Consider the following 19603-nt stretch of genomic DNA (forward strand, 5'->3'; position numbering starts at 1 on the left):
GCTGCGGCTGCGGCGCCAGCCGCTTGAGAAACTGGCGCGCGCGTTCGCTGCGGGGGCGTTCGAAGAACTGCGGCGCCGGGACGTCCTCGACCACCGCGCCGGCTTCCATGAAGATCACCCGGTCGGCCAGGTCACGCGCCAGCGCCATGTCGTGGGTGGCGATCATCATGGTACGCCCTTGTGCCACCAGCGCCCGGATGGTGGCCAGCACCTCTTCGGCCAGTTCCGGATCGAGCGCACTGGTGGGTTCATCCAGCAGCATCAGGCCCGGTTCCATGGCCAGCGAGCGCGCAATGGCCACGCGCTGCTGCTGCCCGCCCGACAACTGGGACGGAAACGACGCCGCCTTGTGCCCCAGCCCGACCATCTGCAGCAGGTCGTGCGCCCGGCGCCTGGCCTGTTCGCGCGACATGTCCAGCACGTTGAGCGGGCCCAGCATGACGTTGTCGAGCGCGCTGAGGTGGCGGATCAGGTTGAAATTCTGGAACACCATGCCGATGCGCGAGCGCTGGGCGCAGATTTCGCTTTCCTTCAGTTCGTAGAGCTTGTCGCCGGCCTGGCGGTAGCCGATCAGCGAGCCTTCGACGAAGATCCGCCCCTGGTCCACCACCTCGAGGTGGTTTACGCAACGCAGCAGAGTCGACTTGCCCGCGCCCGACGGCCCCAGCAACGCCACCACCTCGCCCGGCATCACGCGTACCGTGACATCGGCCAATACACGCTGGGCGCCCCGCCACTTAGAGACGTTGTCAATGAATACCGATTCCAATTCGATTCCTTTTCGTAGAGCCAGCCGTCAGCGTTGCGGGAAGGTACGTTCGAGCAGCGACTGCAGCGCCGTCACGAAGGCCGTCATCACCAGGTACCAGAAGGCGGCGATGGCCAGCAGCTCGACCACCCGGAAGTTGGCCGAGTAGATGTCGGTGGAGATGCGCACCAGTTCCAGGTAGCCGATGACCGACGCCAGCGAGGACGACTTCAACAGCAGGATGTACTGGTTGCCGGTGGCCGGCAGGATGATGCGACAGGCCTGCGGCAGCACTACCCGCCGCAGGATCGACAGTGGCGTCATGCCCAGGGCCTTGACCGCCTCGCGCTGGCCGTGGTCCACCGCCAGCATGCCGGCGCGGATGATCTCTGCCATATAGGCCGCCTCGGCCAGCGACAGGGCAATCAGCGCCGCCAGATACGGCGTGATCAGGTCGGTCATCTTGCCCTGCACCAGCGCCTGGCCGGTAAAGGGCACCGGCAGGCTGAAGTCCGGGAACATGGTCGGGAAGGCGTTGAACCAGAATACGATCTGGATCAGCAGCGGCGTGCCGCGAAACACATAGACATAGCCGCCGGCAATGGGCGCCAGCAAGCGATTGCGTGACAGCCGCATCAGCGCCACCAGCAGCCCCAGCACCAGTGCGATGGCCAGCGCGGTGGTGCCCAGCATCAAGGTATTGACGGCGCCGGTCAGGATTTCCTCGCTGAGGATGTACCTGGCCACTACCTTCAGGTCGAGGATGCGCGACGAGATGGCGGCGGCCACCAGGCGGATGCCGCCGACCAGGATCAGGGCCGCCAGCAGCCAGGGTAGCCATGAACGGCGGCGGACCACGGTAAAGGTCTTGCCGGCGGCAGCGATGGGTTCGATCATCGCGGTCATTTGTTGCGTTTGCTTGCAGGCAGGTTGATGGTGATCTCGGGCAGCGCAAAGCCGCTCGAATTCCACTTACCCATGATCTTCTGGTAGCTGCCGTCGGCCTGCATCGACTTCGCGGCGGCAAAGATGGCGTCCCGCAGCGCCGGGTTGGACTTATCGGTGCCCCACGACAGGATGTAAGAGGTGAAGGTGTAATTGCCGCCTGCGATGCGATACTTGCCCGGGAATTTCGAGGCCAGGTACACCAATGCAGGAATGTCGCCCAGGTAGACATGGACCCGCCCCAGGTCGAGCTGCATGCGGGCGTCGGGTGCGGCCGGCAGCTGCTCGATGCGGATCTTCTGCTGGCCGCGCGCGCTACAGCGCTCGGATGCGGCGTTGACGGCATTGACGATGACGCGGCTGCCCAGCAACGTGGCCACGCCCTTGCCGCACAGGTCGTCGATGGTATTGACGGACGACTTCTCGGCCGCCAGCGCCAGCATGCCCACGCCCGAGTTGAAGTAATTGACGAAATCCAGTTTCTCTTCGCGCTCCTCGGTATCGGACAGTCCGCCCGATGCCACGTCGAAGCGTCCGGCCTGGATCCCCGGGATCAACGAAGCATACTCGGCATGCACGTACTGCACCTTGAGCCCGAGCCGGGACGCGATCTCGCGCAGCAGGTCGACCGACAACCCCTGCACCTCGTTGCTGCCATCCTCGCGATATTCCACCGGCGGAAACGTCTGCTGCGACCCCACGCGCAGCGTGCCGCTGCTCTTGATGGTCGCGGGCAGGGCCTCGCGCAGCTCCCTGGCGACCATGCCGGTCGCGCCGCCCGCCTGGGCCAGACTCAATGCAGGCATGACGCCCAGCAGACATAGTGCAACGGACTTCGCTATCTTGTTCAACACAGCCTCCCTCGATCTGTTCGATTGATATTTCGTTTCGTCGTGTCGATCCGGAGCGCCCCGGTTGCGGCATGCGCTCCGACCTGCCTGCCTTGCTTTTGCGTCGGCCCGCCCTGGCTCAGCGGGTATCGGCGCCCCGGCCGGGGATCGCCGATGGATTCGGACGATCGGCACGTGGACACGGAGCGGCTGCCTCATAGGTGGCCCGCACCGAGTCGATATAGTCTTGCGGCAGTTGCTGCTCGACCATGCCGTCCGGGATGTGCTGCCAATAGAAATTTGGTGGGCGCATCGGTTGGCCGGGATTGCTCATGCGGTAGGTCCAGCAGTCATAGGTCTTGCCGTCGTCTCCCAGCACCGTCAGGAAGCAGCGTTCGAAGTCGTCATAGTCTTCCTCGAAGTGCTTCGGTGGGTGCTCTACCACGATCCCCAACGCGGCAGTTCCCCATGCCTCGTTGATATCGTTCAAGTGACACCAGCCGCGGTCGCTGCGCCCGGCTGCCGCATGGAACTGCAGCTTGTGATTGGGGGCGCGACCGGTGGTGATCACCTTTGCCTCCGGCATGAAGCGGCGTAATTCTACGTCGTGCAGCCAGGTGCAATAACCAAAGTAATACATGCAACTCTCCTTTAGGATGAATCAACTACAAACAAGCGCCCACCTGTACCGGTAGCGCGCATTATCGTATACGTTTTCGTATACTTAGTAAGGCGTGCAAATCCGCACGTCATTCCTCTCAGGCCAATCGGCGCTTCACGCGCCAGGTCCCGGCGCCTTCTGCGGGATCGTCAGCGGGTGCCAGCCACCAGCGCTTGGCCGGAATCGCGGTGCCGCGTGCGGTGGCATGGGCAGCGATATGCAACTCTGCGCCCTGCCCTCGCCCCGGTATCCAGCTCCCGGCGACGGTCACGCCATCGGCAAACTCGACCATTACGCAGGCATGTTCCCGGCGCACATCGATGCCCACTACCCGCACCGGACAGCCCGGATAGGCATGGCTGGCCGCCAATGAGATACGCGGCGGCGAGGTTGAATCGGCTAGCTTCATTTTCGTATACCTTATCATATACGAAAAAGCTTGCAAGCTTTTTGATGCTGTTTTTTTCATCGGGAATGCAACGGCGATATCTATAATGCGGGGCCCTCGGGCTGCGGAACGACCCCTGACGCGCCGTGGCTCGCGATACATTGAACTGCGGATCAACAAGCGTCTTGAAAATTCCCCCACCCGTCCCTATACTTAGCACTCGTCGCAGGAGAGTGCTAACAGCCCTTCTCGGCCTATTTCCCTTTTTCATGCGGTGAGTCTTGCTGCATTTGGAAGAAAAACCATTGCAGCCATCGCCGCAATTATTGCCAACTTATTGATTTTTAAGGAGTTCTCATGAATCTTCGCCCTTTGCACGATCGCGTAATCGTCAAGCGCCTCGACCAGGAAACCAAGACTGCTTCCGGTATCGTTCTGCCTGATGCAGCGACCGAAAAGCCGGACCAAGGCGAAGTCCTGGCCGTCGGCAATGGCAAGATCCTGGAAGATGGCAAGGTCCGTCAACTGGCCGTCAAGGTCGGTGACCGTGTCCTGTTCGGCAAGTATTCCGGCCAAGCCGTGAAGATCGATGGCCAGGAACTGCTGGTCATGCGCGAAGAAGACCTGTTCGCTGTCGTCGAGAAGTAATTTCGCGTCGCAGCCGCCCTCGGCTGCTGCACGGTAAAACGAATTCAACCGAATTTCTGGAGAATCCAACATGGCATCAAAGCAAGTTATTTTCGGCGATGAAGCACGCGCCAAGATCGTCAACGGCGTCAACATCCTGGCCAACGCAGTCAAGGTCACCCTGGGCCCCAAGGGTCGTAACGTGGTCCTGGAGCGCAGCTTCGGCGCCCCTACCGTGACCAAGGACGGTGTGTCCGTGGCCAAGGAAATCGAACTCAAGGACAAGCTGGAAAACATGGGTGCGCAGCTGGTCAAGGAAGTCGCTTCCAAGACCTCCGACAACGCCGGTGACGGTACCACCACCGCAACCGTGCTGGCCCAGGCCATCGTTCGCGAAGGTTTCAAGTACGTCGCAGCGGGCTTCAACCCGACCGACCTCAAGCGCGGCATCGACAAGGCAGTGACCGCCATCGTGGCTGAAGTCAAGAACCTGTCCAAGCCCACCACCACCAACAAGGAAATCGCCCAGGTCGGTTCGATCTCGGCCAACTCCGACCAGGACATCGGCGACATCATCGCCAAGGCCATGGACAAGGTCGGCAAGGAAGGCGTCATCACCGTCGAAGACGGCAAGTCGCTGGAAAACGAACTGGAAATCGTGGAAGGTATGCAGTTCGACCGCGGCTACCTGTCGCCTTATTTCATCAACAACCAAGAGAAGCAGGTTGTTGCACTGGACAACCCGTTCATCCTGCTGTTCGACAAGAAGGTCTCGAACATCCGTGACCTGCTGCCGATCCTGGAACAAGTCGCCAAGGCTGGCCGTCCTCTGCTGATCATCGCTGAAGATGTCGAAGGCGAAGCACTGGCAACCCTGGTGGTCAACAACATCCGTGGCATCCTCAAGACCGCTGCCGTCAAGGCCCCTGGCTTCGGCGACCGTCGCAAGGCCATGCTGGAAGACATCGCTATCCTGACCGGTGGCCAAGTCATCGCCGAAGAAGTCGGCCTGACCCTGGAAAAGGCTACCCTGGCCGAACTGGGCCAAGCCAAGCGCGTTGAAATCGGCAAGGAAAACACCACCATCATCGACGGCGCAGGCGAAGCCATCGGCATCGAAGCACGCGTCAAGCAAATCCGCGCGCAAATCGAAGAAGCCACTTCGGACTACGACCGTGAAAAGCTGCAAGAACGCGTCGCCAAGCTGGCCGGCGGTGTTGCACTGATCAAGGTTGGCGCTGCCACCGAAGTCGAAATGAAGGAAAAGAAGGCGCGCGTCGAAGATGCACTGCACGCTACTCGCGCAGCTGTCGAAGAAGGCGTGGTTCCTGGCGGCGGCGTGGCCCTGCTGCGCGCACGTGCCAACGTGAAGGACCTCAAGGGTGACACGCCTGACCAGGAAGCTGGCATCAAGATCGTCCTGCGCGCTATCGAAGAACCACTGCGCCAGATCGTGTTCAATGCCGGCGACGAACCATCGGTAGTCATCAACAAGGTGCTGGAAGGCACTGGCAACTTCGGTTACAACGCCTCCAACGGCACCTACGGTGACCTGGTTGAACTGGGCGTGCTGGACCCAGCCAAGGTGACCCGTTCGGCACTGCAAAACGCTGCTTCGGTGGCTGCCCTGATCCTGACCACCGACGCCCTGGTGGCCGAAGTGGCAGAAGACAAGCCAGCCGGTATGCCAGGCGGCATGGGTGGCATGGGCGGCATGGGTGGCATGGACGGCATGATGTAATCGCCGTCGGCCCGGCGGCCGATACCGCTTGCCGGTAACGGGCGCCGACCGCAAGAAACCCCTCGCACCGGTAACGGTGCGGGGGGTTTCTCATTGCGGGGCTGATTGCGGCGCAAGTGGATGACGCTTGTCCGCGCGCAGGCGACGGGCAACGCGCAACGGGCAATGGCATCACACGACGAAAGCGCGGGCGCAAAAAAAGGGCCGCCGCAGACTGCAAACGGCCCCAACCGCAGGCCGATGGCATGGCCATCCGGTAGCGGGAGGCAAGTGACGAGTCGTGGGCCTCTCTCACATGAACGCCTGGCCCATCCGCGCCAGGCTACTGGCGGCGCGAACGCTCGTGACTTGCCCCGAAGGGTCAATCGATTCTTTATCGGACTGCCAAAACGGCGATTGCCAGCGGCGGATCAATAACCGCGATACAGGCCTTGCGGGTCGGGATTGTTTGCGTACCGCTCCTGCTCTGCCTGGACCTCGGCACGGGTCCTGGTCGAGACGAATTCCGGCGTGTAGGGATAGTTGGCGTCGCCCACGTTGACTTCGCCGCGCGCTTGCGCCTGCTTGAGTTCGTCGATGACCTGGGCGCGGGTCTTGGTGGAGACGAACGGTGCCAGCTTGGGATAATCGTAGTCGCCGCTGCTGACCAGGCCGGCCGCGCGTGCCTGCTTGAGCTCTTCGATGACCTGGGCGCGGGTCTTGCCTTGCGGCTGGGTCGATTGGGCGGAAACGTCCTGTGCCAATGCCAGGCTGCCGGTGGCGGCGAGGACGAGGGCGATGATGACTTGACGGGATTTCATGATGTGCTTTCTGCAAGATGCGAGGTAATGCAAATTTGGTCTTTTCGTGGCGCACCGCTGATTTGCAATGACGGCGTGGTGCGCTGGTGGTGCCGGTGTTGGTTTGCCTTGTTCCGGACCGCAGACGAACTTTAATCTTTTCGCATATCGAGAAAAACAGCACCCGACGAAAGTAATAATTTCTTAATCCGGAACAATATCCGTCCCACCGCCTTGGTTCATCAGACATTACCGTTATATGCATAGGCGAAAATTTGTTTTCCCCTTATAACCTCAGCGCCGTAAAATGGCGGCTTCTTATAAAAAAATTGATGGCAGTGGAGACTGTGGTGCGTCCAAGCCGGACATCTGACGATGTTGCGGCAGTGGGCCCAGACGCACAGTACCGCTGCCATTTTCTGTTCCCATCATGATCGAAATCCAAGCTGTCACCCAGCGCTTCGGCGACGTCGAAGCGGTTCGCGATGTCGATCTGTCGATCCGCAAAGGCGAGATCTTCGGCATCATCGGCCGTAGCGGCGCCGGCAAGAGTACGCTGGTGCGTACCATCAACCTGCTCAACCGCCCGACCTCCGGGCGCATCGTGCTCGACGGCCAGGACATGACCGCGCTGTCGGCCGACCAGTTGCGCGATGCCCGGCGCGGCATCGGCATGATCTTCCAGCACTTCAACCTGCTCTCGTCGCGCACCGTCTACGACAACATCGCGCTGCCGCTGGAGCTGGCCGGCAAGTCCAAGGCCGAGATCGCCAGGAAGGTCGAACCCTTGCTGGAACTGGTGGGCCTGACCAAGCTGCGCGACCGTTACCCGGCGCAGATCTCGGGTGGCCAGAAGCAGCGCGTGGGTATCGCGCGCGCCCTGGCCAACGAACCCAAGGTCCTGCTGTCGGATGAGGCAACCTCGGCGCTGGACCCGGAAACCACCCGCTCGATCCTGGAACTGCTGCGCAAGATCAACCAGGAGCTGGGCCTGACCATCGTGCTCATCACGCACCAGATGGAAGTGATCAAGGTCATCTGCGATCGCGTGGCGGTGATGGAAGCCGGCCAGGTGATCGAACAGGGCGAGGTGCTGGATGTGTTCCGCCAGCCGCGCCATGAAGTCACCCGCGCGCTGATCGGCGACGTGATCGCCCATGAATTGCCGCGTGGCGTGGTCGAGCGCCTGCGGGTACGGCTGGCCAATGCCGAGAACGGCCAGGGCACCGACCACCTGTTCCGCTTTGCCTTTACCGGTTCGGGCGTGGACCAGCCGCACCTGTCGGAAGCGGTACGGCGCTACAACCTCGACTTCAATATCCTGCACGGCCAGATCGACGAGATCCAGGGCCAGGCATTCGGTTCGCTGGCCATCCTGGCCAACGGCACGCCGGAAAACATCAACAATGCAATGCAATACCTGCGCTCGCAGGGCGTCGTCGTCGAGGAGCTGAACCATGTCATCTGAACTGATCGATCTTTTCATCAGCTCCTTCGGCGAAACCCTGATGATGGTGGTCATCTCGGGGCTGGTGGGTTCGCTGCTGGGCATTCCGCTGGGCATTGCGCTGCACCTGACCGACCGCAACGGCATCCTGCCCAATACCGCCTTCAACCGCATCGCCGGCCTGCTGGTCAACGCCGTGCGTTCGACCCCCTTCATCATCCTCCTGGTGGCGGTGATCCCGATGACGCGCTTCTTCGTGGGCACCTCGATCGGTACCGCCGCGGCCATCGTGCCGCTGACCATCGCCGCGGCGCCCTTCATTGCACGGCTGGTCGAGACCGCCCTGCGCGAAGTCGACCGCGGACTGGTGGAAGCGGCGCAAGCGATGGGCGCGACCACCTGGCAAATCATCTACAAGGTCTTGGTACCGGAAGCATTTGCTGGTATCGTCGCCGGTCTCACGATCACCTTCGTCAGCCTGGTGGGCTATTCGGCCATGGCGGGCGCCATCGGCGGCGGCGGCCTGGGCGACCTGGGCATCCGCTACGGCTACCAGCGCTTCCTGCCGGAAGTGATGTTGGCGGTAGTGCTGATCCTGATCGTCTTCGTACAGTTGGTGCAGTCTTTTGGGGACCTGCTGGTGCGCAAGCTGAGCCATCGCTGACAGCGTGGCACTTCGTTCCGGCATCAAAACAAACCGCGGCTACCCGCTGCGACTTATGTGTAATTGAAAGGAAAGTCATGAACCGTCGTCAGTTGATTCAATTCTTCGCAGGCCTGGGTGTAGTCGCCAGCCTGATCGCCGCGCCCGTGCAGGCGCAAGACAAGCCGATCAAGATCGGCGTCACCGCCGGCCCTCACGCCGAGATCATGGAGCAGGTCAAGAAGCTGCTCGACAAAGACGGCGTCAAGCTGCAGATCATCGAATTCACCGACTACATCCAGCCCAACGCGGCGCTGGCCGGCGGTGACCTGGACGCCAACAGCTACCAGCACCAGCCTTACCTGGACGCGCAGATCAAGGACCGTGGCTACAAGTTCGTCAGCGTCGGCAGCACCATCACCTTCCCGATGGGCATCTATTCGAAGAAGATCAAGTCGCTGGACGAGCTGAAGTCGGGTGCCCGCATCGGCGTGCCCAACGATCCGACCAACGGCGGCCGCGCACTGCTGGTGCTGCAAGCCAAGGGCGTGATCAAGCTCAAGGCCGACGCCGGCCTGAAGGCAACCCCGCTGGATATCGTCGACAACCCGAAGAAGGTCAAGATCGTCGAACTGGACGCGGCTCAACTGCCACGCTCGCTGGATGACTTCGACGCTGCCGTCATCAACGGCAACTTCGCCGAATCGGCCGGCCTGTCGCCGACCAAGGACGCGATCTCGGTGGAAGCCTCCACCGGTCCTTACGCCAACGTGCTGGCCGTGCGTACGGCCGACAAGGACAAGCCATGGGTCGCCAAGCTGGTCAAGGCCTACCACAGCCCGGAAGTGAAGAAATTCGTGCTGGAAAAGTACAAGGGTTCGGTCATCACCTCCTGGTGATGTGAACCTTCCCCTCCGTTCCCTGGCGGGGACGCAGCGAAAAGCCCACCGATGTGAATCGGTGGGCTTTTTTGTTGGGCGCGCCGAAATGGCCATGACAGGCAGACGCGTTACCCATCATGCCGGCATGGCGAAATTATTTCTAAATGTTTTTATAGCCGGCTTAGTGTTTCTACCCACTCTCGCCCGCTGCCGTAACTTATCCCGCATCCAACACGATCTTGCGGGAGTCGACGATGTTGATGTGGAAGCTTAAGAGACTGGCGCTATTGGCTTCAACCATATTGGGCAGCGGCGCCACAAGCGGTTGCGCCGATGAACCAAGGGTGATGCCAGGCGTGCAGGAAAGCGGATACGTGATGCCGTTTCCGCTGCAGCAGGGTGGCGAACAGATCGACCTGCTGGTGCGGGTGAGGGATGACGAGCGACCGCATCAGTTCACGCTGATCCTGGTCATGCGGCACGACTGGCCAGAAGAAAAAAAGGATGCGCTCACCCGCATTTACCAGGGCTTCGCCATCGGCGATTTAGCGCCGACGCCGAGTCCGTTCAGGTTTCGAATCCGGGTCGATGCCATCGATGAGCACAATGATTTTCACGACGAAGAGTTCGTCGCGAACACCAAACCCCAATATACGCTGCAAGCTGAAAACGGCGCCGCCGCATGGCGGGGACAAATGCTGTATGCACGCACACTCACACCGGGCATTTATCGCGTACGCGTCGATAACCTGGCGCCCGTCCCCCAGATCGATTTCCAGACCCTGTTCAGATTCGAGCGCTTCAGTCGCAAGGTCTGAATGGGATTTTACTGCCGTCAATACTGAAGGAGTTCAGCAATGAGCAAGCATGTGTTGAAACTGCATATAGAGACACCCGGCACACTTTATTCACTGAAAGGCGGCGAAACGACAAGATCGCTTGCTGGCCATACCTGGTTTGAAATGATTTCCCCTGACGGCAAAAGCACGCAGGCAGGCTTTGGTCCAGAAAATCCAAAATCAGAAACTTCGTCGGCGCCAGGAACAGTTTTCAACAATGATGGAAATAATTATGAGGGGCTGCCCGCCTTCACCGCTTTGTATGAAATCACTGAAGACCAAGCCAGGACGTTGGAGCGATTTATTCGAAGCCCAAAGCAGTTCGGCTTCGACCTCGACAACTATCACGCTGTCACTAACAGCTGTGTGGACTTCGTCTGGAAAGCGTTGGAAGTGATTGGCATGAATCCGACAAAAAACGAGGGGGATATTCTTCCGCTGGATAACATCGACGATTTCATGTTCCTGATCAACATGAAAATGCTGAAGTTTCCGGATCCATTCACATCAAATCCATGGGACACGAGATGGTTGAAGCCCGGCCAGGCCATATCGATCGAGTTGAATAAGTGGATCGGACCGCCAGAGGGCACAGTCACCGTCGGCCCTCTTGGCAACACAATGCCGCCGCCCCCTGAACCGCCAACACCCCCGTTTCGCCCGGTATCCGTCACAGATGCAGGTTTCTCATCGGACATGGGGAGTGGCTTCATGGGTCCTAGAAGTTTCGGTCCTTCATTCCCGTCATTTGTCCCGCCACCGCCGTTCATCGGCAGAATGCCGTCCTTCTCTTGCGGCAGAGATTACGTCCCATACTGGGGCACTGAATTTTAAATCGCATCGAACGCCCGCCAGCACGACAACAGCCAGCAAGCTCCAGTCACAGCTTCAACGCAGCCCGCAAAAACGCGCACCATCGGGCCCGGTCAGAACGATGATCCGATGCATTATTGCATTCAGCAAGCGGTAGCGGCTCAGTCCCGTCCGCCGCGATGATCCGGCGCATTGCGCCAGTCGTATTCTTCTTCCTCTTCTTCTTCGCCCTCGTCATCGAGCGCATCCGGATTGTCGGTCGACTGGTAGCTGGCCAGCAGTTCGGCGCGCGAAGTCGGCGTCTCCAGCGTGATGCGTCCCAATGCGCCGCTGCGGTAATCCTGCAGGAACACGTGGGCCGCCTTCTCGAAGTCGTACTCGCCGCCCTTGATGCGGAAGCCGCGCTTGGCGGCCACGCCTTCCACCACTGCCACGCCATCCATGCCCGCCAGGTCGAAACCATAGCGCGCCGCCAACAGGTGTCCGTAGCGCTGCAGCAGCTGGTCGGCCAGGAAGGTGGCGACTTCTTCCTCGATCAGCGCGTTGCTGCCCACCGCGTGGCTGGCCGCCAGCATCAGGCCATCGCTGGGATGCGCGATCTTGGGCCACAACATGCCCGGGGTATCGGTCAGCACCATGTTGTTGCCCAGGTACAGGCGCTGCTGGGTCTTGGTCACGGCGGGCTCGTCGCCTACGGCTGCCACGCGCTTCTTGAGCAGCGCATTCATCAACGTCGACTTGCCGACGTTGGGGATGCCCATGATCATCATGCGCAAGGGCTTCAAGGCGGTGCCGCGGTGCGGCGCCACCTGCAAGGCCAGCTTGGGCACGCGGGCGACGTCGGCCGGCTTCTTGCACGACAAGGCGACCGCGGTCACGCCCTTCTGGGCGTTGTAATAGGCGATCCAGGCGGCGGTGACGGCCGGGTCGGCCATGTCGGTCTTGTTGAGGATCTTCAGGCAAGGTCGCTGGCGTGCCGCGCGCAACTCGGCAATCATGGGATTGCAGCTGGCTTCGGGCAGGCGGGCATCGACCACCTCGATGACCAGGTCGACCTTCTCCATCGCCTCGGCCGCCTTCTTGCGGGCGGCGTTCATGTGGCCGGGGAACCATTGGATGGACATGCGGGTTTCTTCTTTCTTGCGTATTTCGTCGAGGCGCTATTTTACGGCTTGCAGCGCCCCGCCCCCTAAAAAAACGCCTGCCGTATCGTCACGGCAGGCGTTTAGTGGCATCGATGCAGCAGATTGGGGCGATTCACGCGTCGGCCGCCGTCGCGGCTTTCCATCTGACAACTTCCACGAAGCGCCATACCAGCCACAGCGCCAGCGCATAAGCCAAGGCCATGCTGCTGAAGGCCACCGGGTTGCGTACCTGCCACTGATCGAAGCTGTGCAGTACGGCGCCCATGACCGCCACCCCGACCAGGGCGCCGATCTGGCGATTGGCATTGAGCGCCGCCGCCGCGCTGTTGGCATGCGCCCGCCCGGCCACCTGCATCACGACCGTGGTCATGGCGGGAATGGCGGTGCTCACGCCCAGGTTGGCCAGTGCGCAGATGCAAGCCAGCACCCAGTAAGGCGTGGCCGGGGTGAAGCTGGTGGCGATGGCCGTAAACAAGGCGCCCACCGACAGGCCCAGCAACAACGGCACGCGCGGTCCCCAATGGGCCGACATGCGTCCCGAGCTCAGGTTGCCCACGAAGACCACCGCCATCATCGGCACCAGTTGCAAGCCGGTATGCAAGGCGTCGGCGCCACGCCCCTGCTGCAGGAACAGGGCCAGGTAGAACAGGGTGCCGTAGACGCTGAAGTTGATCAGGAAACCGATACCGTTGGCTGCCGCAAACTGGGGCGTGGCAAACAGTGCGCGCGGCAGCAGCGACGCCGTGCCACGGCGCTCGTGCCGCACCAGCGCCGCGCTGGCCAGCAGGGTCACGATGGCCGCCGCCGCGATCCGTAGCGAGGTCCAGCCATATACCGGGCCCTGGATCAGTACGAACGACAAGCCAGCCAGCATGACAACGCCCAGGACATGGCTCAGCAGGTGCAGCACACGTGGCTGGCTGGCCACCTGCGGGACCAGGCGCCGCGCCATCCACAGGCCCAGCAGCCCCACCGGCACATTGATCAGGAACACGCTGCGCCAGCCGAGCGCGCTGATCAAAACGCCCCCCACCAGCGGACCGATGGCGGCAGCCAGCCCGACCGTGGCCGACCACACGCCGAGCATGCGGGCCCGTACCCGGTCATCCTCGTAGACATGGGTCAACAGGCTCAGCGAACTGGGCATGAAGAAGGCCGCGCCCAGCCCCTGCAGCAAGCGCGCCGCGATCAGGAAAGGCCCGTTGGGCGCGGCGCCACACAGCAACGACGCCAGCACGAACAGCGACAGGCCCAGCAGGTACAGGCGCCGCGCGCCATAGCGGTCGGCCAGGGCGCCACCGACCATCAGCATGGCGGCGAAGGTGAGCGTGTAGCCGTCGACGATCCAGACCAGCGTCGACAGCGGCGCGGCCAGGCTGCCGGCGATATTGGACAGGCCGACGTTGACTACCGTCACGTCCAGCATGGCCATGACGAAGCCGATGGCCAGCGCCACCAGCGGCAGCAGGCCACCGTCAGGTTGGGCGCGCGGCAGGCAGGCGCCAGGTGCGGCAGGGCATTGAGCGGATGACATGATGTTCTTTCTGCAATGGAAGGCGCCGGCAAGTCCGCGCCAGGGATAAGGCTTGCATTCTAGGACGCTGTCGACATGCAATAAAGAGGTATAAGATCGGCACCCTGATGCAAATTTGCATGCAGCGACGATGAGCAAGGGGAGCAACCATGGATTGGGACAATGCGCGCGTGTTCCTGGCGCTGGTGCGGGCGGGCACGCTGCGGGGCGCCGCCGAACAGCTGGAGATCGACCAGGCCACCGTCGGCCGGCGCCTGGCGGCCATGGAAAAGTCACTCGGCGCGCGACTGTTCCTGCGCACTCCTGCCGGCTATGTGCCTACCCCCGCCGGGGAACTGGCGGCAGCGGCCGCCGAGCGCATGGAACAGGGTGCCGAGCAGATGCTGCGCCAGATGCAGGGCATCGATGAGCGCCTGTGCGGCGTGGTGCGGGTGGCGGCCACCGACACGTCGGCACGCCACTTCCTGGTGCCGGCGCTGCACAAGATGCGCCAGCGACACCCGGGCATCCGGGTGCTGCTGACCACCTCCAACCACATCAGCAACCTGACCCGGCGCGAGGCCGACCTGGCCGTGCGCACCGTGCGCCCCGACAGCCCCGACCTGATCGCGCGCCACCTCAAGCGGCTCTACACCGGGCTGTACGCTTCGCGCGCCTACCTGCAGGCGCGCGGCCAACCCGAACCCGGCACCGCGCTCAAGGGCCACGATGTGGTGATCTACCAGAAGGAAATCCCGACCCGCCAGCAGGAGGCGCTGTGCGGTGAAGCGCATGCCAATGCCAGCGTTGCCGTCGAGGTGAGTTCGGGGGTGATGCTGGCCGAATGCGTGGCCGCCGGCATGGGCATCGGCGAGATCCCCACCCACATGGCCGATGCCATGCCAGGCCTGGTGCGCATCTGGCCCGAGCGCAGCACACCATACGACATGTGGCTGGTGCTGCACGGCGACCTCAACCGCACCGCGCGGGTACGGGCCGTGGCCGACGCGATCGTGGCCGAATACGACGCGGTACCCCCCGCCTAGTCGAGCTCGGCCAGTACCTTCAGGTGCGCCACCACGCTGCGCCCCAGGGCCGACAGGTTGTAGCCTCCTTCGAGGCAACTGACGATGCGGCCCTGCGCATGTTCGGCCGCGACCTGCATGATCTGGCGCGTCATCCACGCATAGTCGGCCTCGACCAGGCCCATCTGCCCCATGTCGTCTTCGCGATGGGCATCGAAGCCGGCCGAGATGAAGATCATCTGCGGCCGGTGCACATGCAGCGCCGGCAGCCATTTCTCGCTCACCAGCTGGCGCACCGCCTGGCCATCGGTATAGGCCGGCAGCGGCGAATTGAGGATATGCGGCTCGGCCGGATCGGCACCCGAGAACGGAAAGAACGGATGCTGGAAGAAGCTCACCATCAGTACCCGCGGGTCATGGGCGAAGGCATCTTCGGTGCCGTTGCCGTGATGCACGTCGAAATCGACCACCGCCACCCGCTGCAAGCCATGCACGTCCAGCGCATGGCGCGCGGCGATGGCGACGTTGTTGAACAGGCAAAAACCCATGGCGCGCTCGGGGGTGGCATGATGGCCGGGCGGGCGCACCGAGCAGAACGCATTGTCCAGCTCGCCCGCCAGCACCGCGTCGGTGGCGGCCACGGCGGCGCCGGCCGCCCGTAGCGCGGCTTGCCAGCTGTGGCGATTGAGCATGGTGTCGTGGTCCACGGCGTGGTACGCCTGGCCGGACCGGGCCAGGTCTGCACTGTGTTGGCGCACGCTGTCGATGGCGGCCTGGCTATGGATACGGCGCAAGTCGGCCGGGTCGGCCAGGGGCGCGTCGCGGCGCTCGAGGAACTGGTCGATGCGGCTGGCGATGAGCTGGTCTTCGATCGCCTGCAGGCGGATCGGCGTCTCGGGATGCCAATCGCCCATTTCATGGCGCTGGCAATCGGCGTGCGTGTAGAAGGCAGTGGTCATATTGCTTCTTGTGCTTCTTGTTATAGGCCGGCAACCGTACCGAGGGTACGCTGCCGGCAAAATCGTCTCGTTGGGCCAGCGCTGCAAGCGCCGGACATCCAGGTTTTATAACTTACTTAGTGTACATCCTGGCGAGCACACCCGCGCCGGCCGTTTGATGCACCAGCAAGGGGCAACCCGGACTATGCGGTATACTGGCCAGCTTGTCTCGCCCTCCGTTCTGACTGCCGCCTCATGCCGATCACCCTGTCTCGTCGCCTGCGCTTCCTGTCGTCCACCTTGATGTCCTGCGCGTTGTGCGCCGCGCCCATCGCGCAGGCCCAGCCGGATGCCTCGACCGGCAACGCCAAGGGCGCTGCCAGGACGGTCAAGAAGGCGCCTGCCAAGAACGCAAAGGCGGTCAAGAAGACGGCGACCGGCAAAGCGGTTGCCGCCGAACCGGGCGAGTTCGTCAATTTCAACGACTGGAAGGAAGTGGCGCGCTTCATCGACGAGATGGTCGAACGCAATGGCTTCGACCGCAATGCGCTCAATGGCGTGTTTGCCCAGACCCGTTATCTCGACACCGCCATCAAGCTGATCAAGCCTGCGCCCGGCAACAAGCCCAAGAACTGGGCCGCCTATCGCGCCCGCTTCATCGACGCCACCCGCATCCGCGCCGGCGTCGAATTCTGGGATACCTACGGCGTGGCACTGGCGCGCGCCGAAGCCCAATACGGCGTGCCGATGGAAATCATCGTCGGCATCATCGGCGTCGAAACCGTCTATGGCCGCAACACCGGCAACTTCCGCGTCATGGACGCCATCACCACGCTGGCCTTCGACTATCCCAACACCCCCACCCGCGAGGCGCGCATGGCGTTCTTCCGGGGTGAACTCGAAAACACGCTGCTGCTGGCGCGCGAATCGAACATCGATCCCTTCAGCCTGCGCGGCTCCTATGCCGGCGCCATCGGCTGGCCCCAGTTCATGCCGGGCAGCATCCGCGAGTATGCGGTGGACTTCGACGGCGACGGCAAGATCGACCTGCGCAATTCGCCGGTCGACGCCATCGGCAGCGTGGCCCATTACCTGGCCGTGCACGGCTGGCAGCGCGGTGAACCGGTGGCCTTCCCGGCCCAGGTCGCCAGCGACAACCGGCAGTGGGAAGGCTTGCTCAACCAGGGGCTGGAAGCCAAGTACACCGTCGACCAGTTGCAGGCTGCAGGGGTAAGCGCCGCAGCGGCGCCGGCCAACCTGCGTTTCGGCCTGATCGACCTGCAAAACGGCAACGCGGCCACCGAATACTGGCTGGGCACCGCCAATTTCTTTGCCATCACCCATTACAATCGCAGCTACTTCTATGCGATGTCGGTGGCCGAACTGGGCCGCGCCGTGGCGGCCGCCCGCAACCGCCCGGCGGCGCCCCGGGACAGCGCACCCAACGATGTGCTGCAACCGAATAAATCCACTCCCTGACGCAACGATGAAACGCATTGCTCCCTTGGCCTCGACGTTGATGCTGACGCTGGTCGGCACTTCCTTTGGCGCCCGTGCCGCCGACCAACGCGAAGATGGCGAAAACCGAGACAGCCTGCCCACCGTCAACGTTACCGCGGCGGGCGCCAGCCGCGCCCGTTCGGCGTCGGTGGCCGGCTTCGACGATGCAGCGCTGCTCGATACCCCGGCGTCGGTATCGGTGGTGGGCGCGGCGCGCATCAGCGACCAGCAATCGCGATTGCTCTCGGATGTGGTCAAGAACGATGCCGCCATCGGCGAGAACTACGCCCCGGTCGGCTACTACGAGAACTTCAGCATCCGCGGCATCACGCTCGACCCGGGCAGCGCCTATCGCATCGATGGACTGTCGGCCGCGGGCGAACAGTCCATCGCGCTGGAAAACAAGGAACGGGTCGAGTTTCTCAAGGGGGTAGCCGGCCTGCAGGCCGGCGTGGTGGCCGCCGGTGGGCTGGTCAACTATGTCACCAAGCGCCCGGCCGAGGTGCGTTCGATCACGCTGGGCACCGACTCCAACGGCTCGCGCTACCTGGCCACCGATCTCGGTACGCTGTTCGGCCAGCACAAGCAGTTCGGGCTGCGCATCAACGCTGCCCACGAGGATATCCATTCGTATGTCAACGGCGCCGATGGCTGGCGCGACTTCGCCTCGCTGGCCGGCACCTGGGCCATCGGCGCCAGAACACTGCTGCAGGTCAACGCCGAATACCAGCAGAAGTCGCAACGTTCGGTGGCCGGCTATCAACTGCTGGGTGGCACCACGCTGCCTAGCGGCGTGTCGCCGAAGAACATGCTTACGCCCCAGTCCTGGGCGCAACCGGTGCGCGATTCGTCGCTCAACACCAACCTGCGCCTGGACACCGAACTGGGCACTGACTGGCGTGCCTATGTCCAGGCCGGCCGCAGCCGGGCGGTGATCGATGACAACTCGGCCTTTCCGTATGGCAGCGGCACCTTTGCCTCGACCTCGTTCGCCGCCAACGGCGACTTCGATGTCTACGACTATCGGGTTCCCAACGACGAACGCCGCAACGACGACGCACAGGCGGCCGTCATCGGCAAGTTCGCCACCGGCGCGCTGCAGCACGAGCTGACGATGGGCCTGGCGCTGACCCGCCGCGTCATCGACAAGCCCGACGGCGTCAACGACCTGGTCGGCAGCGGCAATATCGATGGCACACCGCCCCTGCCGGCATCGCCCCTGGTCTCCGGCCCTGCCTATCGCAACCTGGACAATCGGCAGAAGGCCGTCTTCGCCAGCGACCGCGTGCACTTCTCGCGGCAATGGCAGGCGCTGCTGGGTGGACGCCAGGTGTGGATGGATGAACAGGCCTATTCCAGCGGCGGTACCGCTTCGCGCTTCACGCACCGCAATGTGTTCCTGCCGCAACTGGCACTGATCTTCAAGCCCATCGACAACATGTCGATCTACGGCAGCTATGCCGAGACGCTCACGCTGGGCACCACCGCCCCGTTCTGGACCAACAACTTCGGCGTCACGCTGCCGCCATCGGTGGCGCGCCAGCTGGAAGCCGGCGTCAAGGTCGACGCCACATCCGCACTGTCGCTGACGGCGGCCCTGTTCCGTATCCGTCGTGCCTATGAGTACCAGCAACCGGACGGCGCCGGCGGCTATGACTACGTGCAGCAAGGCCGCCAGACCAATACCGGCATCGAACTGGGCGCCGACGGCAAGTTGAGCCCGCGCCTGCTGGTGGGCGCCACTGCCGCCCTTACCCGTGCCCGCGCCAGCGGCACCGGTACGGCCGCCTACGACGACCAGCAGGCCGTGAACGTACCGCGCCTGCGCACGTCGGTCTATGCCGACTACGCGGTCGCAGGCGTGGACGGCCTCAACGTGACGGGCAGCTGGCTCTACAGCAGCAGCAAGCCGGTCACCCGGGATGGCAGCGTGCAACTGCCGGCCGTGCACCTGTTCAACGCCGGCGCGCGCTACCAGCTGCGCCTTGGCGGCCATGCGGCCACGCTGCGCTTCAATATCGACAACCTGTTCGACAGGCGCTACTGGAAGGACGCCGGGCAATACCTGGGTGACAGCTATGTGCACCTGGGTGCCACGCGCACGGCACGCCTGTCGTTGCAATACGACTTCTGAGCCGGC

General features: G+C 62.8%; 19 protein-coding genes. 10 read left to right on the plus strand and 9 right to left on the minus strand.

The window, feature by feature from the left end:
• The 5 genes from PMI40_RS11005 to PMI40_RS11025 all read right to left on the minus strand — a co-directional run.
• The coding region (locus PMI40_RS11005) for an amino acid ABC transporter ATP-binding protein (RefSeq protein ID WP_008115189.1) at positions 1-769 on the minus strand (769 nt) is incomplete at its 3' end.
• Positions 770-796: 27 nt separating this feature from the next.
• Positions 797-1654, minus strand: coding sequence for an amino acid ABC transporter permease (locus tag PMI40_RS11010; RefSeq protein WP_008115191.1), 858 nt, complete (start codon positions 1652-1654; stop codon positions 797-799).
• Positions 1651-2499: an ABC transporter substrate-binding protein gene (locus PMI40_RS11015; RefSeq protein WP_157221500.1), complete on the minus strand. Its 849-nt coding sequence runs from the start codon at positions 2497-2499 to the stop codon at positions 1651-1653. Before PMI40_RS11015 ends, PMI40_RS11010 begins: the two co-directional genes overlap by 4 nt.
• A 163-nt stretch (positions 2500-2662) precedes the next feature.
• Complete coding sequence (locus PMI40_RS11020) at positions 2663-3163, minus strand: hypothetical protein (protein WP_008115196.1); 501 nt, start codon at positions 3161-3163, stop codon at positions 2663-2665.
• A gap of 118 nt (positions 3164-3281) precedes the next feature.
• A complete protein-coding gene (locus PMI40_RS11025) occupies positions 3282-3593 on the minus strand; it encodes a hypothetical protein (protein WP_008115198.1) in 312 nt (103 codons plus the stop codon).
• Positions 3594-3929: 336 nt separating this feature from the next.
• Between PMI40_RS11025 and groES the strand changes: the two genes are divergently transcribed.
• Complete coding sequence (gene groES, locus PMI40_RS11030; protein WP_008115200.1) at positions 3930-4220, plus strand: co-chaperone GroES; 291 nt, start codon at positions 3930-3932, stop codon at positions 4218-4220.
• Between the two features lie 70 nt (positions 4221-4290).
• Complete coding sequence (gene groL, locus PMI40_RS11035) at positions 4291-5940, plus strand: chaperonin GroEL (protein ID WP_008115203.1); 1650 nt, start codon at positions 4291-4293, stop codon at positions 5938-5940.
• A 410-nt stretch (positions 5941-6350) separates the two neighbouring features.
• Here the strand turns inward: groL and PMI40_RS11040 are convergent, their stop codons facing one another.
• Positions 6351-6740, minus strand: coding sequence for a DUF4148 domain-containing protein (locus PMI40_RS11040; RefSeq protein WP_008115206.1), 390 nt, complete (start codon positions 6738-6740; stop codon positions 6351-6353).
• A gap of 409 nt (positions 6741-7149) precedes the next feature.
• Between PMI40_RS11040 and PMI40_RS11045 the strand changes: the two genes are divergently transcribed.
• The 5 genes from PMI40_RS11045 (at position 7150) to PMI40_RS11065 (ending at position 11363) form a co-directional block, all read left to right on the plus strand.
• Entirely contained in the window at positions 7150-8187 is a 1038-nt protein-coding gene (locus tag PMI40_RS11045) for a methionine ABC transporter ATP-binding protein (RefSeq protein ID WP_008115208.1), read from the plus strand.
• Positions 8177-8830, plus strand: a complete 654-nt coding sequence (locus PMI40_RS11050) for a methionine ABC transporter permease (RefSeq protein WP_008115210.1) — start codon at positions 8177-8179, stop codon at positions 8828-8830. Before PMI40_RS11045 ends, PMI40_RS11050 begins: the two co-directional genes overlap by 11 nt.
• A 77-nt stretch (positions 8831-8907) precedes the next feature.
• A complete protein-coding gene (locus PMI40_RS11055; protein ID WP_008115212.1) occupies positions 8908-9708 on the plus strand; it encodes a MetQ/NlpA family ABC transporter substrate-binding protein in 801 nt (266 codons plus the stop codon).
• Between the two features lie 236 nt (positions 9709-9944).
• Entirely contained in the window at positions 9945-10508 is a 564-nt protein-coding gene (locus PMI40_RS11060; protein WP_008115214.1) for a hypothetical protein, read from the plus strand.
• A gap of 39 nt (positions 10509-10547) precedes the next feature.
• The gene (locus PMI40_RS11065; RefSeq protein ID WP_008115217.1) at positions 10548-11363 is read left to right on the plus strand and encodes a hypothetical protein; all 816 of its coding nucleotides are present in this window, start codon (positions 10548-10550) and stop codon (positions 11361-11363) included.
• A 140-nt stretch (positions 11364-11503) separates the two neighbouring features.
• Here PMI40_RS11065 and ylqF read toward each other — a convergent pair whose 3' ends face one another.
• Together ylqF and PMI40_RS11075 are read right to left on the minus strand one after the other, a co-directional pair.
• Positions 11504-12466: a ribosome biogenesis GTPase YlqF gene (gene ylqF / locus PMI40_RS11070; protein ID WP_008115219.1), complete on the minus strand. Its 963-nt coding sequence runs from the start codon at positions 12464-12466 to the stop codon at positions 11504-11506.
• 133 nt (positions 12467-12599) lie between these two features.
• Positions 12600-14021: an MFS transporter gene (locus tag PMI40_RS11075; RefSeq protein ID WP_008115222.1), complete on the minus strand. Its 1422-nt coding sequence runs from the start codon at positions 14019-14021 to the stop codon at positions 12600-12602.
• A 149-nt stretch (positions 14022-14170) separates the two neighbouring features.
• Here PMI40_RS11075 and PMI40_RS11080 point away from each other — a divergent pair, with 149 nt between their 5' ends.
• Entirely contained in the window at positions 14171-15046 is an 876-nt protein-coding gene (locus PMI40_RS11080) for a LysR family transcriptional regulator (RefSeq protein ID WP_008115224.1), read from the plus strand.
• Here PMI40_RS11080 and PMI40_RS11085 read toward each other — a convergent pair.
• Positions 15043-15984, minus strand: coding sequence for a histone deacetylase family protein (locus tag PMI40_RS11085; protein WP_008115227.1), 942 nt, complete (start codon positions 15982-15984; stop codon positions 15043-15045). The two genes, PMI40_RS11080 and PMI40_RS11085, sit on opposite strands and share 4 nt — an antisense overlap.
• Positions 15985-16218: 234 nt before the next feature.
• Here PMI40_RS11085 and mltB point away from each other — a divergent pair, with 234 nt between their 5' ends.
• Positions 16219-17442, plus strand: a complete 1224-nt coding sequence (gene mltB, locus PMI40_RS11090) for a lytic murein transglycosylase B (RefSeq protein ID WP_008115229.1) — start codon at positions 16219-16221, stop codon at positions 17440-17442.
• Between the two features lie 7 nt (positions 17443-17449).
• Positions 17450-19597, plus strand: coding sequence for a TonB-dependent siderophore receptor (locus PMI40_RS11095; RefSeq protein WP_008115230.1), 2148 nt, complete (start codon positions 17450-17452; stop codon positions 19595-19597).
• The last annotated feature ends 6 nt before the right edge of the window (positions 19598-19603 follow it).

The organism is Herbaspirillum sp. YR522 (genome assembly GCF_000282575.1).
Taxonomy (GTDB): domain Bacteria; phylum Pseudomonadota; class Gammaproteobacteria; order Burkholderiales; family Burkholderiaceae_D; genus Herbaspirillum.

What these genes read in the sequence shown, in the direction of transcription:
- groL (WP_008115203.1), top strand. Translation starts at nt 4,291, where the DNA reads ATGGCATCAAAGCAAGTTATTTTCGGCGATGAAGCACGCGCCAAGATC.
- PMI40_RS11085 (WP_008115227.1), bottom strand. Translation starts at nt 15,984, where the DNA reads ATGACCACTGCCTTCTACACGCACGCCGATTGCCAGCGCCATGAAATG.
- PMI40_RS11025 (WP_008115198.1), bottom strand. Translation starts at nt 3,593, where the DNA reads ATGAAGCTAGCCGATTCAACCTCGCCGCCGCGTATCTCATTGGCGGCC.
- PMI40_RS11050 (WP_008115210.1), top strand. Translation starts at nt 8,177, where the DNA reads ATGTCATCTGAACTGATCGATCTTTTCATCAGCTCCTTCGGCGAAACC.
- PMI40_RS11075 (WP_008115222.1), bottom strand. Translation starts at nt 14,021, where the DNA reads ATGTCATCCGCTCAATGCCCTGCCGCACCTGGCGCCTGCCTGCCGCGC.
- ylqF (WP_008115219.1), bottom strand. Translation starts at nt 12,466, where the DNA reads ATGTCCATCCAATGGTTCCCCGGCCACATGAACGCCGCCCGCAAGAAG.
- PMI40_RS11065 (WP_008115217.1), top strand. Translation starts at nt 10,548, where the DNA reads ATGAGCAAGCATGTGTTGAAACTGCATATAGAGACACCCGGCACACTT.
- PMI40_RS11080 (WP_008115224.1), top strand. Translation starts at nt 14,171, where the DNA reads ATGGATTGGGACAATGCGCGCGTGTTCCTGGCGCTGGTGCGGGCGGGC.
- PMI40_RS11010 (WP_008115191.1), bottom strand. Translation starts at nt 1,654, where the DNA reads ATGACCGCGATGATCGAACCCATCGCTGCCGCCGGCAAGACCTTTACC.
- PMI40_RS11040 (WP_008115206.1), bottom strand. Translation starts at nt 6,740, where the DNA reads ATGAAATCCCGTCAAGTCATCATCGCCCTCGTCCTCGCCGCCACCGGC.
- groES (WP_008115200.1), top strand. Translation starts at nt 3,930, where the DNA reads ATGAATCTTCGCCCTTTGCACGATCGCGTAATCGTCAAGCGCCTCGAC.
- PMI40_RS11045 (WP_008115208.1), top strand. Translation starts at nt 7,150, where the DNA reads ATGATCGAAATCCAAGCTGTCACCCAGCGCTTCGGCGACGTCGAAGCG.
- PMI40_RS11015 (WP_157221500.1), bottom strand. Translation starts at nt 2,499, where the DNA reads ATGCCTGCATTGAGTCTGGCCCAGGCGGGCGGCGCGACCGGCATGGTC.
- PMI40_RS11020 (WP_008115196.1), bottom strand. Translation starts at nt 3,163, where the DNA reads ATGTATTACTTTGGTTATTGCACCTGGCTGCACGACGTAGAATTACGC.
- PMI40_RS11095 (WP_008115230.1), top strand. Translation starts at nt 17,450, where the DNA reads ATGAAACGCATTGCTCCCTTGGCCTCGACGTTGATGCTGACGCTGGTC.
- PMI40_RS11060 (WP_008115214.1), top strand. Translation starts at nt 9,945, where the DNA reads ATGTTGATGTGGAAGCTTAAGAGACTGGCGCTATTGGCTTCAACCATA.
- PMI40_RS11055 (WP_008115212.1), top strand. Translation starts at nt 8,908, where the DNA reads ATGAACCGTCGTCAGTTGATTCAATTCTTCGCAGGCCTGGGTGTAGTC.
- mltB (WP_008115229.1), top strand. Translation starts at nt 16,219, where the DNA reads ATGCCGATCACCCTGTCTCGTCGCCTGCGCTTCCTGTCGTCCACCTTG.